Source organism: Corynebacterium sp. HMSC078A10 (genome assembly GCF_001811565.1).
GTDB classification, from domain to species: Bacteria; Actinomycetota; Actinomycetes; order Mycobacteriales; family Mycobacteriaceae; genus Corynebacterium; species Corynebacterium hesseae.
Genome location: NZ_KV805178.1, coordinates 1 through 14,143 on the forward strand (window position 1 = coordinate 1; position 14,143 = coordinate 14,143).

Consider the following 14,143-nt stretch of genomic DNA (forward strand, 5'->3'; position numbering starts at 1 on the left):
CGACACTGCTACCAAATAGCCGGTCGCAACACCGAGATCGTTGCCGGTCCCATCATCCTGGGAGGTGTCTGCGGTCTGGCCGGCCTCGTCCGACTCTTCGAGCTGACTGTTATTGCCTTGTTGTTCACCTTCGCCGAGTTCGTCGACGAGGCTTATGCCTTCGTCCAATCCCGTTGCCTCGTCTTGGGCCTTGTCGTCAATCTCGTTAGTCCTAACGTCCACAGCAAGATCCTGTTCCAATTCCAAACACCTAAGTCTCCGTGGTCGGTTCAATAAGTCTTGAGCCTACTAAGCGAGGTGGACATCAGGGGCGAAATCAGACGTAGCTATCGCACAGTTTAGCGATAGAGAAGGTCACCGATTCATCGCACAGCCCCGCTTGTCCAGCATCATCAAGTAGCCCAGATCAGTGTGCGAGGTAATTTTCACCGGGTAGTCTAAGTGCGACCCAATTATGCCAACAAGTCCACTTAGTGGCCGGCATGTTAGGGACGCGCTGCTAAAAGCGTATCCTTAACATCAGCAACGTGGCGTTTTCCATTAACGGATCCATGGTAAATCCAACTCAAGCCAACGAAAGTCGCTAGGCTGACTCACGATGAAAAAGTAGACCAACCTCAACCCTTACTTCCTCAGAAAGATCAGACGAAGACACAAGACCCACGTCATCGACATCGGTCAGCCTTCCAGATTCATCGAACGAAAAGTAGGAAACAGCCTTATCAAGAATCTCGAGACTGGATTCTCGACTCAGACCCAACTCCTGGATGCCAATTAAACGCTTATCAGAAGAGCCATATTCCATCATCTGAGGTAGATTTAGAATATCTCTATTCTCACCCAAAAGGGCAATACAGATATCGTAATAGTTCTGCAGATACTCCATAATGCGAAAGCGCAAGCCTCCCTCCAGGTCCTTGAGAGTCTCTTCGATTACGATATTGACATGTCTCGCCGACTTAAGATCAAAATCCTCCTGAACCCACCGACGACTAGGTTCATACGTCAGGTATCTGATAATTCCGGTACGTTGACGATACCAAAGGGCGTTGGCGATCATCTCAGACGTTGACTTACCGCTCAACCAGTTCGACATCAGAATGGCCCAGTAGCTCAGCCGACCTTCGATCCGAGTGGGATTCTTGCCCTTGGGTAGAAGTGGATCGTGACCGATCGACTCCTCTTCCGGCCAGTTATACACTCGACTTAAGGTCTTTAAGATATCTAGACAGTCCGACCACTCAAGCGAGGAGGTTGCACCTCCCATCAGAGGCTGAAGCTCCCCAAGTAGAAGACCCAGCCAGACTTCGTTTTGATACTCGGGGTTGATGCTCGGAGCCCGACGAAGAACCCCGATCGGTACTTGTAGGGATTTGGTGGAGCGGTCTAGAAGCTCCTTACTGTCCTTAACCTTTTCTAAAAAATTGGTTGACAGCATTGTGGGGGATTTGTCTACATGATTGATCATCAGAACGGAGGCGTACTGACGCAAGTTTCGAAGCCTTTCGGCCGAAGGTGTGTTTGGCACCTTCTCCCCTCGTAGCACCGCAGCAATATGATTGTAATCTTTTCGCTGTCTTTTCGGAGGGTCCACGAGGAAGCTCTTTGCCTTTTCCGGCTTGGCTCGCCTTAGAATGGCGGGTTCCCCCTTCTTCCATTTATTGGGCTGAGCGCGCAGAACGATTATATTACCAGAAAAATCATAAGAGAGCCTTCCCGCTCGGCCAATCAGGTTCTCGAAATCCAGCTTCTGAAAATCACTCAAACCCTGGGCGTCATCGAGAACAAATATATTCTTAGCAGGGAGATTGACGCCTTCCAGAAGCGTGGACGTACAGACTACGAACTGAAGTCCAGATGTAGGGTCGGCGAAGTCATGCTCAACTTGCTGACGGACTTCCTGAGGCATTTTACCGTGGTGGAATGCGACACCCTTTTTGAGAGTTTCCGCTAAATAGTAATCCGAATGAACAACCTCACCAACTCGTCGTGAGGAGGAGGCGAGCTTTTCATCACCCGTATACGGTAATCTCTCTGCAAGTTCCATCGCGAAATCAGCGGCACGAAGGGAGCTATTTACGTAAATGATGGACTTATCACCCGCACTCAATCTAATGATATAAGAGTAGGCGTCAGACTCATTTGGCTTGGTTGCAAGCTCAGTCTCGCCATCATCGAGGTAGGGATATAGAAACTGACGATTGCGCACGAGGTCGACAAAGTACCTCGTTTGGGCTACGGAACGCTCATCGATAGCCAGGGCACCGTCTGCGCTCTTACCGAATAGCTTCAAGAAGATCTCAGGGTTGTCGATGCTTGGCGATGAAAATAGCAATCTTGCCGCGTATCTTCTCAGGAGCTCATTGATTGCATGATAGTAGAGGGAGCTTCTTGCATCTTTCGCGGAAATAATCTTCTGCGCTTCATCCACGATGAGATAGGAAATTCCTCGTTCGGGATTCGAGAGGTAACGTAGGAGTCTCTCCGGAGTGAGTACCAAAATTGAGCGCTTGAATCTTGCGCGAAGCACCGCAGGAATTACCGGGAACGTAGCAACATGGACATCGGGAAACTCTAACAGCAGAGCCCTAAGATCGGCAGCGGTTTGGGAGATGAGTGCCTTGGTGGGTACAAGCACTATTATGCACTGATCATCTAGTCCTGGCTGCTGAACTAGATCGTATAGAAAATCCTTGATGATAAAGGATTTTCCGAGTGAAGTCGGGCCTGAGAAGCTGAAGAAGTTTACGGTAGCAAGGGATTTACGAATCTGATACTGCGGGTCGGTTAAGACAGCTCTTTTACTGCTTGAAAGCTGAATTATCTCCTTCGCCAGACGCCGAGCCTGATTCGAAGCCGGCAGCACATACTTGGAGTCTCCTGCCTTCGCCAAGCCGCTTATCCCCGGAAAGTTGCCGAGGTTAATGAATACCGCTTCTGCTACGGGGATGATCTCCTCTTTTAGTGACTCGGAGCCCGCTTCTAGCAGGAGGGATACGATTACGTACGATAGCTCCCTGTGACGAAGGTCTTCAGAGTAGGAAAGGACATCAGCATATCGCAGTAAGTCTTTAACGTGAGCCTCTGAGATGTATTTCCAACTTTTTTGATCAAGAAAGCGCTCGGCAACGGTTTGCTCCGCTTCGGAAAATATTCTACGGAAGTCATCGCGACCTACGATTCGGTCACCGAGTACAGTCGCGACCGTTTTCGACTTGTCAGAGGTCTCCACCGCCTACCCTTCCTGCGATTTTTTCCTGATATCCTCAATCCCCAAGACATCACCTTTCCTAACTCGGCGCAGGAACGGAATCGCGTAGATATGGAACGGAAATCCGCCCAAGTCTAGGTAGTCTATCCGCTCTGCAAGCCACTGCTGTTGGCCGACTACAGCGTGCTCTGCCCTCTCTAAAAGTAGTTTCTCTATCTCCTCTGGATCGAGATCGCTAAATTTCACATCAGAGACATCAATTTCAAATCCGACAAAAATGCCAAAGGCGTTACTCTTCCTAACTCTTGGCCCACCACTCGCGGGCGGCAGCAGTATCTCCTCGAGGGCATCGATAGCCCCCTCTTCTAGGGCCTCTTTCAGCAGGTTGCTTTGGACCAGCCAAAACTCAAATTGAAATCCTTCTTCCTGCGCCTCTGAAATTGAATTAAGCGCAGCCTGAAAACCATTCCGTATACTCGTCCCAGGCTTATCTTTGGTATCGGCGTACATTTTCGACTCACCAAAGATGACTTCATACGATTCGTCATCGTTCCTTAGGAGGTGGACTCCATCACTTCCATGAATATAGTGCTGAGCATCTGTTTTTAGTTCCATTTTAGAAAGCAGCTTTGGAGCCCCCAGGTGAGATTCCAAGATGGAGTACAGTAGCAGCTCTCCACCCTCTCCTGCATTAGAGTCCGGCTTCCTAAACTTCTTCTCAGCCTTTTCGTTGAATTCTCCCCACCTACTCATGTCGTTTCGAAATTCTTCGATCTCTCGGCGAGACAAAACATAAAAGTTTCGCATGTTGACAAGCTCCTTTAGAAGTGGCTCGATTGCAAAGTCGCCACTTTCAACGCGCAGGATATGGAGACTAAGTCGCGTCTTTTTCTGCACCTGCAGGGAAATCGGATCATAGAAGAGGTTCCTAAAACGTCTAGCGTTTTGAGGCTCTACTGACAGCGGAAGTATCCTTTGGTCGCTTATGGTTTCATTCTGATCGCCCAATGTAACCTCCGTTTCTCGATGCACGCGTTAAAGCATCGTCGTCCCTTGCCGCACCGATCAGCAGGCCATCTCTGTCGGTCGTATGCCCATAATCAACAGGGCCAGCCGGGGAGGCCTCAAAGTGACGCTCCGCGAACCTGATCTTCATCGCCTCATCCCACTCGAGGTCGTCAAGGTTTCGAGTGGCCTTGGTCTCCCGAACGAGGTAGAGCCGCTGCGTGCCGTTCTCGTCATAGACAATCGCCCAGTCCGGTGAGTACTCACCTACGGGTGTGCGCACCCGGAAACGTCGCGGTAGCTTCGTGAAGAGCTTGACGTGTTCGTTGTTGTTCTCCAGCTGTGCCGCGAACGCTCGCTCGACGTGGCTGTCGTAATCGACGTGGTCGAACAGGTTTACTCCGCCTTCAGGAGCCGGGTCGACTCCATTCGATGGGTCTGGGTTGCCCGGCATCGACTGAGGCGGGTTCTTAGATTCAACCTCAAGGAAAACTACTTCAGCGTCCCACCACTCCGACTCCTCAATCGGCTCGTAGTTGATTCCGCTGACCATCTGCTCAATCGCCTCAACGCGGATGGCATTCGCGACAATTCGAGCCCAACGGTCTGGATCGTCGAGAACATGCCGCGCGTAATCGCGATCAGGATGATTCAGGATCTCCCGCACAATACCCACAATCGTGGGACGAGTTAGCTGGAGCGGAAACTTGCCGTACTGCAACTGGTCTTCAATGAGCTGCACAACGTCAGGCATGCGCTGGCCAACGACCACAATGCGTTCACCACGAGATTCAGAAATACGGGAGTCTGACGTGATGACCTGGCCATCGTCGTTGTAGACGAGGTCGGCGGATTGCACTATATTGGCTCGGCGCTCGATGAACTCAAGGTCTGCTAGGTGCGCAGAGTTAGCTACCACGACCTGCAGGGCCTTGGGGTCAACGGTCACGCGATACCGAGCCTTGTATCGAATCCTCTTCCACATCTGCGCGAACTCAGGGCTTTCGAACAGCGCTGGTCGACGCCGGATCTTTACTTCGTTATCTGCATTATCAGGCTCAGGACCGCCATCAGATCCGCTGCCGGACGCTACGTATTCGGCGTTCAGCCCGTCTCGAAACTCAGAGAAAGATTCGTCGACGATGAGTGTCAGTCGGTTGATAGCCGGATCCATGACGCGCGTGCCGATTTGGTCGACGGGGATACGCAGGCCACGGCCAATCTGCTGGCGTCGCTCAAGGTCTGAACGCGTATGGCGCAGGAATCCAACCTGGAAGACGTTGGGGTTATCCCAGCCCTCCTTTAGCGCGGAATGCGAGAAGATGAACGCATGCGGGTTAGCCCGATCGAGGATGAGTTCCTTGTTGGCAATAATCTCCTGGTACGCCCGTGTCTCTGCGTCGGCATCCTGAGCACGTCCAGAGGTGTCCTTCAGGATGCCTGTCTTGGTCGACGGAAAGTACGCCACCCGTAGCTCAGCAGGATCAGGCATGTCGCTCTCGGAGTGGCCTGCTCGCAGCCACTCCTCTCGGTACAGCTCGTCAAACATCGCAGGCAGGACCGCCTCGTCGCCGGCATAGTCTACCACCCGCTCAACGAAGAAGAGTGAAAGTACCTTGACGCCGCGCTTGACCGAGTCAATCTGCTCCTGACGAGCTAGATGCGCGCGGATCGTATGGCGAATCTGGTCACGCCAAACGGCTTCAGCGTCCACGCCGGTCTCGGTGCCAACCTGGAGTACGATTCCATTTTCGAAGTTGATCCGATCAGGCTTGCGCTCGATGCTGTCGACAACCAGGCCTCGGTACTGCGGAAGCTCGCCAGAGTCCTCGAACAGATCAGAGCCGCTCTGCAGTACCACCGGCCCACGTTTACCGCCAGATTTATCAATGACGACTTCAGCCATTAGTCGCTTGCGCACGCTACGGACCTTGTCCAGCCGGACGTACGGCTTGCCATCCGCGCCGGCAACAATTCCCTTGACCGAAACCCTCTTAACGAGGCCAGCCTCAGCCGCTTGCTTCGGGCCCAGACGATGCACCAGGTTGAAGGGCTCCTTGTGGGTAGCACTGTAGCGCAACGCAACGAATGGGTTCAGAGTCGCTATTGCCTGTCGGCGCCGCGGTGTCGACATATTCTGCGGCTCGTCGATCAGGACGACGGGCCGTGCCTTAGCGATCTGCTCGACGCCACTCAGTGAGTCACCCCATAGCTGTGGCTGCTCAGCGCTGGCGTAGAGAGTGTTCTTCTCAGGCTTGTCGAGGGCCTGCACACTAGCTACCAGGAACTGGACAGTTCCAGACGGCTCGGTGAAGTCGTTGAGCGCCGAGCTCTCTCCCAGCACACCCCATTTGTAAGGCACGCCAGGATACTTCAGCCGGAAATGTTCCTCGGTCTGCTCAAACGTCTTGACCACGCCAGCGCGGATCGCGATCGAGTGCACAAGAATGACGAACTTGCGCAGCCCATAAAGCTCCGCCAAACGCAGGGCTGTCGAGATGTAGACGTACGTCTTGCCCGTGCCCGTTTCCATCTCAACAGAAAAGTTCGGAAACTCTCGATCGATTTCCTGCAGGTCTGTCTCTGCGAGAAGTTCAAGTTCAGACTGGGGATCGACTGACTCACGGGTGGTAATGATCTTCAGGTTGTCCGCAAGAAAGTCTCTTTCCAGAGTGAAGCCAGCGTGGCCTTCCGCGCCAGGTGCTTGCCCGGCAAGCGCATCACGCGGCGGCACGATAGCCCCTTCGAAGAGGTCAACCACCGCAGAAACGGCAGCCGACTGGTGCGGTTGATCATCAAAGCGAAACTTCACGAGGCACCCGCTCCAAGAGAATGAGTTTTGACTGCAGGCGTGGCGCAAGCGTGAGAGTCACCGAATCTTCCACCTGGTCACCACGAAGGATGAGGGTATCATCGTCGCTCAGCTCCAGCGCATCGGCTACTGCCAACGTGAACGCATCAAGTGAGATCAGCAGACGACCCGTTGAGGACTGTTCATCTCCAGGAGTGAACTCGTATACCGCCACGCCATCGATTTCGTGCGTCGTCACGCGAGCATCAAGCCGTGTGTCTGTGGCCTTGAGTGCGACCTCCCAAGCGACATCGATCGGCTTCGCCCCCTTGACGACAGGAGAGCCCGCAGTGCGCTCAAGCACTTGCTCCAAATAGGTCGCTCCAGTCATATCCGGCAGCGCCAACAGAGGCTTGTCGATAACAAGGTTTGTCGGTCGAGTGCGGAATATGCGGAAGCCAAGTTCCGTGCCATCCGGAGCATTTTCCTGCAGCACTGCTGCCGCACGGCGAAGTCGCTCCGCGGCTACCTCAAAAATCGTCTTGAAACCTGCCGCGACGGCGTTCTTACCTGACTCCTCAGAAGTGTCCGGTTCTTCCGGGGCTTGAACCAGGATCCAGTTTCGGGTCTTGTTGTCCTCTGGGTTCTGCTCCCACACAGCCTGTCCAGTCGAACCAGAGCCAGCGAAGAAGTCCAGGATGAGGTCGCCGTCGTCGGTAATGGAATGGAAGAGACGAGCCAGAACGTCAGTGCTCTTTGGGTCATCGAAAACTTTGCCGCCCATTAACGAGTTGAGACTCGACGAAGCGCCTCGACGATCACGATAAAATACCGATGCCGGAGCCCACTCCTCGTGCGTATGAAGGTACGACTTGATCTGTACACGCCGCGACTTATCTTCTGGATAGATTAGTCGGCCATCTGAATCTAGCCTTTCCATTGTGGCTCGCTCATAGCGCCAACCGTTAGCGGGAGGGCTGTATCCCTTCCAGTCGTAGATCAGATTCTCTCGGTAGTTCGGGCTGGATATATTATCCGAGAACCAGACGCCCTTGTCGTCAATACGGTTGTAATGAGCATGTGCTTTAGAGGGGTCTTCATCCGCGAGTGACTTGTACCAGGCGCGCAGCTCCTTGCTTGAGGCTTCAAAGTCGGCCCCATACTTCTTCCGAAGCTCTTCGACCTTCGCGTAGATCGGATCGAGCCCTTCCTTACGTTCGCGCCAGCGGACGTCGGTAGACCTGAGGAAAGAACGGTCGCGTGCATACACAAGTACGTAGTCCTGGCCACCACCAGTTAGCTTCGCGTCGCCCTTACGCGCACCCCGCCAAGTCATCATGTCAACAAAGTTCTCAGCACCAAAAACTGCGTCGAGCAGAAGCCGCAGATGGTGCACCTCGTTGTTGTCGATAGAAACGAGGATTACGCCATCACGACGAAGCAGATGACGCGCCAGAGCAAGACGCGGGAACATCATGGTCAGCCACGGAGCGTGTTTTCGGCCTCCGCTTTCTAATCGGCTGGTCATAGCATTGCCCTGCTCGTCCACCTGACCAGTATCCTCGTGATACTGACGCTCGGACACGGAAAAATCGTCCTTGTAGGTGAACGTGTCCCCAGTGTTGTAGGGCGGGTCGATATAGATCAGCTTCACGGCGCGGGAGTAGCCGTTCTTCAGAAGCTTGAGCACCTGCAAGTTGTCACCCTCGATAAGGACATCACGGGCCTCCGGCCAGTGAAGTGATGCCTCCTCATCAGGCATAAGGGTTGCTGTTGTAGGGGTGCGTGCATCCTGGCGCGCCTGATCAATACCCGGCCAAGAGAAAGAGAACGCAGGCTTTGACTCGTCTCCGAGGCCAAGTGCGTCGAGTAACGCCTCACGATCAAGCTCACCGTCAAGGAAGGCGCTCGGTACTAAGTCGCGCAGCTGTGCAAGTAACTCCAGATGCGGATCACGTGACTCATCGGACACGGAGGATGTCATCGTACTACCGCCTGCCCTGCAGTGGGCGGCAGCATCACCCGACTTCGTTCCATAACTCCAGACACATAACTTGAATAGCTACCGCCTAGCTGGACTCTTCTCACTTTGGGAATCACTTTCTACTATCACCTGTACCCGTTAAGGTACCTTATTTTTATCGAGCTCACGGACGAAGCCCAGATCCTCCTACCTCGAACTTCGCACCGTAGCTTGTTCAACGAACATGCAAGGGATTGCAGCAGAGGGGTGATGGGCCTTCACTGACGAGCTATCTGCTCCAGATTATCCCATGAGCTGGGGTTTTGATGAAGACACGCCAAGACTTTGATGCTCTCTAGCAGCGCACACCCGTTCGAGCCGACTCAGCCAGATGGGGTCGACCGCTTCGACTGGAAGTGCTCGGACAGCAGATCCATCTTCTTCAAGAGGACCGGAGCGATCGTGAGGTGGACGCGTGCAGTGTCTTCATCAATCTGCTGTCCCGAAGGGTGTCCCGCCTCATTCCGTGTAACCGCGATGAGGTCTGCGACCGCGTCGAATGTGAGCTTGTCCCCGACCCCTTCAGGAAGCGACGACCGCAAAGGCTCAATCCGCTTGCGAAATTCAACCCACTGCGCGTAGTGGTGCTTGCCCGGATTTGTCAGGACTTTTGCCAAGAACCGGACGAGAACCTGTCTCTAGGGGTGGAAATATCCCGAGAAACAGGAAAAGCCAGGTTCGAAGACCTGGCTTTCTCCAATAACTTACGTACTAGTATGTGTAAGCACGGATGGTACCCCGTACGGGATTTGAACCCGTGTTACCGGCGTGAGAGGCCGGCGTCCTAGGCCGCTAGACGAACGGGGCATAGAACTGTGACCGCTGACGCAAAGTGCCGCAGCACTTTACGCAGTTATCACTGCTGGCCTACCAGGACTCGAACCTAGAATGACGGTACCAGAAACCGTTGTGTTGCCAATTACACCATAGGCCACTATCGCGTTGAGCTTGCTTGGGGCTTAACCCCTCGCTGCTCGCTGCAACGGTTTATTACTATATCCAGCACCACCGATACACACAAATCGCCAGGCCAGATAGCATTTTCGGGGCATTAAGAACGATTCTTAATGCCCCGAAATTACAGGCCTGTGAGACTACTCAGCACTCCACGGCGTCACGGCCAAAGCTGCCTTAAGGCGAGCCAGCGTGGACTCCTTGCCCAGCAGCTCCATGGACTCGAACAGCGGCGGGGAAACCTGCTGTCCCGAGACCGCGACGCGCAGGGCGCCGTAGGCCTTGCGGGGCTTGAGACCGAGGTCGTCGATAAGTGCGCCAGAGAGAACCTTTTCAATCTCTTCGGTCTTCCACTCCCCAAGCTCCTCCAACTTGGCAATGGCGACCTCGAGAGGCTGAACAGCCTCCTCCTTGAGGTTCTTCTTCGCCGCCTTGGCATCGAGCTCCAGCTCAGCGTCCGGCGTGGTCAGGAAGGACATCAGCCCGTAAGCGTCAGACAGCGTCTTAATGCGGGTCTGCACCAGGTCGGCGGCGAAGGCGAACTTGTCTTCCGGGTAATCCGCAGGGAAGTCGGTGTACTCGGTGAGGTAATCCCGCAGACGCTGAGCAAAGTCAGCCGGCTCAAGCAAACGAATGTGGTCGGCGTTGATGGCCTCCAGCTTCTTCTGGTCGAAACGGGCGGGGTTGCCCAGCACGTCGTGCACATCGAAGTTGGCAATGAGCTCATCGACAGAGAAGATGTCCTTGTCCGCGGAGAGGGACCAGCCCAGCAGGGACAGGTAGTTGAGCATGCCCTCCGGGATGATGCCCGCATCGCGGTGGTTGAACAGGTTGGACTGCGGATCGCGCTTGGACAGCTTCTTGTTGCCCTCACCCATCACGAACGGCAGGTGGCCGAACTCCGGGGTCTGCTTGGCAATGCCCAACTCAATGAGCGCCTCGTAGAGGGCGAGCTGACGCGGAGTGGAAGACAGCAGATCTTCGCCGCGCAACACGTGCGTAACCCCCATGAGCGCGTCATCGACGGGGTTAACCAACGTGTAGAGCGGTGCGCCATTGGAGCGGGCCACCACATAATCCGGCTGGGTCTCCGACTTAAAAGTCAGCTCTCCACGCACCAGGTCATTCCACGTCCAGTCCTTGTCCGGCATGCGAAGGCGCCACACCGGCTTGCGGCCTTCCGCCTCAAAGGCATCGATCTGCTCCTGAGTGAGGTCGCGGTCAAAGTTGTCGTAGCCAAGCTGCGGGTCGCGTCCGGCTGCCTTGTGGCGCGCCTGCACTTCTTCATTGGTGGAATAAGCCGGGTAGACATAGCCGCCATCCTTGAGCTTTTGCAGGACATCGGCATAAATATCCATGCGCTGCGACTGACGGTACGGCTCGTCCGGACCACCCACATTGACGCCTTCATCCCAGCCCAAGCCGAGCCAGTTCAGCGAATCAATGATGGCCTGGAAGGACTCCTCGGAGTCACGAGCGGCATCGGTGTCCTCGATGCGGAAGATGAGCTTGCCGCCGGTGTGGCGGGCATAGGCCCAGTTGAACAGCGCCGTGCGGACCATGCCCACGTGGGGCGTTCCTGTGGGCGACGGGCAAAAACGTACGCGGACGTCGGAAGTTGTTTCAGTCATGTCAACCATCGTAGTTCAGCGCCGAGTTACTGCACCGCCCGCCCCACTTGGGGGTAATTGAACCCGGTTTCCACTAAGTGCGAACTGGGATTTCAATCCGACCCAAACGGAATTGATTTCCATTCCCTATAGTGAAATTCTCTCGACAGAACTGAAGAAAGGTTCCACACTGTGGCTCGAACTCGCTCCGTGGCGCTGCTTACCTGCGCCACACTTCTCTTCTCCCCCGCTACCGCCGTAGCCGGCCCTGACGACGGCAAACACGTCGCCACCCAAACGCACATCGATTCCCCCAAAGCATTCTGGGAAGACGATTCTCTTAACCTCAAGAGCCATTCAGCCGAGTCTGACCACGACCTCGCCGACACCGTCACGTGGGTAGGCAAAGGCTGGGACCAAAACGGCACGAACCAATACCAGTTCACCGTGCCTGAAGACCCTGCGCTCTCCTTCCTGGGGGAGCCGGGCGAAACCTATTACATGGCCCCTGCCAGCGTGCAGGGCAGCCTGGACCCGGTATGGATGGGCTTTGGCGCGGACACTGAGCTGCCTGTCGATAGCTTCCGCGATAACATCGCCTCCCTCGACCTGTTAAGCGTCGATGGACCGGGCGAAGTAGAGATGTTTGGCTACTACCCCGGACCTGGAGGGCTTCAACGATTCTTTGGCACGTCGGAGGGCGCACCTCACTCCGCGTGGCTGACTAGTGGCACGCATACCCACAACTTCACTGTCTTTTCCAAACCCGGGCGCTACCAGCTCACATACCAAACCACCGCGCGGAACAAAGACGGCGAGTTCATTTCCTCCAAGCCGACAACCACGTCCATTCAGGTCGGAGGGCAGCGCCCGTCAGACCACAGCACTCCCTCCCTCAAGGAACGCTTCGAACAGGCATCCGCGGGGGATGCTAGCCAGAAGGACTATCGCCTGCGCATCGCGCCTGCTAAGTCCCGTGACAAAGATGGAGACGAGCGGCTTTCCTCCATCGACTTCACTGGGGGCAGTAACGGCACGCTCACGCTGCTTATCGACGGCTACTTCCTCACCGATCTAGCCGTGAAAGATGGCAAGGCACACTTCGATGAATTCTTAGGGCCCGAGGCCTCAACAATCCAAGCTGTGTACACCCCGAAGGACGGCAGCCCGCGCTGGGTGAGCGAGGAGCTCGCCTATTCTGAAAACGCTGAGCTTTCTACCTCCTCGAAGACGTCCGCGGAGTCCTGGACCGAGACCACAAACCCCCGTCAACTCTTCTCCGGAGAAGAGGTTTCGCTATCTGACACGGGACTGTCCGCGCGCGCCGTTCCGGAGGGCGAAGACGCCACCCGCATCATCCTGGAGGCAGCCGATAAAAACCTGGAAGGCTACGTGCACGGTGGCTTCTTTAGTAAGGGAAGCTCGCTTCCGGACATCGATTTCGACGGCACTATCACCCGCGGCCGCGCGGAATTTGTCGTCGGTGCCGATGCAAACTTCAACGGCAATACCGTGCGCCTCGATATTCTTCCGCACCCAAGCATCACGCAAGACTCCGGCAGCATCACGCTGACCGACAATTTCGCTTTCGGAAAAACGTACGAGCGCGTGGGCAAACTCGGCGCTGGGGCTCAGGCTCCTGCGCCAGCCCCAGATAACACTCCTCAGCCCGAACCCGGCGACAACACCGGTGTCTGCGCCGACAAGGCAGTGCTCGACCACGGACACGTCGATATTGCGGTATCCCGTGACGGCGATAAGTTTCTCACCCGCCTCAAGGATGAAACGGCCATCGTGGATAAGAAGACCGTCGAGCGCCCGCTTGACGACGTCGTCCTCGCAGTACACGACAACGCCCTGCGCTCCCGCCCCGCCGCGCTCAACGGCAAGGAATTCGACTACCTGGGCAAGGAGAAATTCTTCCTCCTCCCCCAAACCCAAGAGCAGAGCATCATCTGGCCGGGATATAACACCCAAGCTCTCAAGTACAAGGACTATAAAGACGGCAAGGTCATGCTCAATATTAAGCCCGTCGAGAAGCCTGAAGGCGCAGAAATTGGGCTCTTCACCACTGAAGGATTAGGCAAAGGTTTTACCCCGCTGATCAACTCAGCCGCAGGAGACTTGTCCATCGAGACCACTTTTGCCTCGCATACCCACAGCAATTGGGTGTTTACCAAGCCGGGAATCTACAAGCTCGAAGTCAGCTATACGGCCACCACCGCCGATGGCAAAGAAATTTCTTCCGAACCCCAGGTGCTCACCGTCGCGGCTGGCGACGCCGCAATCAAGGACTGCGCAAGCTCCAAGGAAGGAAGCGAAGGCGAAGGCACCAACACACCCGGCGGTAAGAAGCCAGGAAACACGAAACCCAGTGGAGATAAGGGGATGACGTCCTCTAAGCCCAAGCTCGACAGCCTGTGGGGATTAGTGCTTCCGGCCGTCGTGGCCCTCATTTTCCAACGCCTCTTCAATTTCTACAACGACCACAGAGCCCAGATTGAGGCCCGCTTCAACGGTCTGCTTCACCGCTAGAAAGGACACACTTC

At 55.2% G+C, this 14,143-nt stretch carries 7 protein-coding genes and 2 tRNA genes; 1 reads left to right on the forward strand and 8 read right to left on the reverse strand.

Going from position 1 to position 14,143, the window contains the following annotated elements:
* The 8 genes from HMPREF2808_RS00005 to gltX form a co-directional block, all read right to left on the reverse strand.
* On the reverse strand, nt 1-246 hold a 246-nt coding region (locus HMPREF2808_RS00005; RefSeq protein ID WP_141752567.1), incomplete at its 3' end, for a hypothetical protein.
* A gap of 337 nt (nt 247-583) precedes the next feature.
* Nucleotides 584-3,232: a DEAD/DEAH box helicase gene (locus tag HMPREF2808_RS00010; RefSeq protein WP_070622844.1), complete on the reverse strand. Its 2,649-nt coding sequence runs from the start codon at nt 3,230-3,232 to the stop codon at nt 584-586.
* A gap of 3 nt (nt 3,233-3,235) precedes the next feature.
* Nucleotides 3,236-4,219 carry a HamA C-terminal domain-containing protein gene (locus tag HMPREF2808_RS00015; protein ID WP_141752568.1) on the reverse strand — a complete coding sequence of 328 codons (984 nt, stop codon included), beginning with the start codon at nt 4,217-4,219 and terminating at the stop codon, nt 3,236-3,238.
* Nucleotides 4,203-7,028, reverse strand: a complete 2,826-nt coding sequence (locus tag HMPREF2808_RS00020; RefSeq protein WP_198531020.1) for a restriction endonuclease — start codon at nt 7,026-7,028, stop codon at nt 4,203-4,205. The genes HMPREF2808_RS00015 and HMPREF2808_RS00020 overlap by 17 nt, the downstream gene beginning before the upstream one ends.
* Nucleotides 7,012-8,979 (reverse strand): site-specific DNA-methyltransferase, encoded by a 1,968-nt coding sequence (locus HMPREF2808_RS00025; protein ID WP_198531021.1) that lies wholly within the window; start codon nt 8,977-8,979, stop codon nt 7,012-7,014. Before HMPREF2808_RS00025 ends, HMPREF2808_RS00020 begins: the two co-directional genes overlap by 17 nt.
* Nucleotides 8,980-9,761: 782 nt before the next feature.
* Nucleotides 9,762-9,837, reverse strand: a tRNA-Glu gene (locus HMPREF2808_RS00035).
* A gap of 55 nt (nt 9,838-9,892) precedes the next feature.
* Nucleotides 9,893-9,964 (reverse strand) — tRNA-Gln (locus HMPREF2808_RS00040).
* Between the two features lie 160 nt (nt 9,965-10,124).
* Complete coding sequence (gene gltX / locus HMPREF2808_RS00045; protein ID WP_083299251.1) at nt 10,125-11,624, reverse strand: glutamate--tRNA ligase; 1,500 nt, start codon at nt 11,622-11,624, stop codon at nt 10,125-10,127.
* A gap of 162 nt (nt 11,625-11,786) precedes the next feature.
* Between gltX and HMPREF2808_RS00050 the strand changes: the two genes are divergently transcribed.
* The gene (locus HMPREF2808_RS00050; RefSeq protein WP_070622853.1) at nt 11,787-14,129 is read left to right on the forward strand and encodes a choice-of-anchor M domain-containing protein; all 2,343 of its coding nucleotides are present in this window, start codon (nt 11,787-11,789) and stop codon (nt 14,127-14,129) included.
* Nucleotides 14,130-14,143 lie beyond the last annotated feature (14 nt).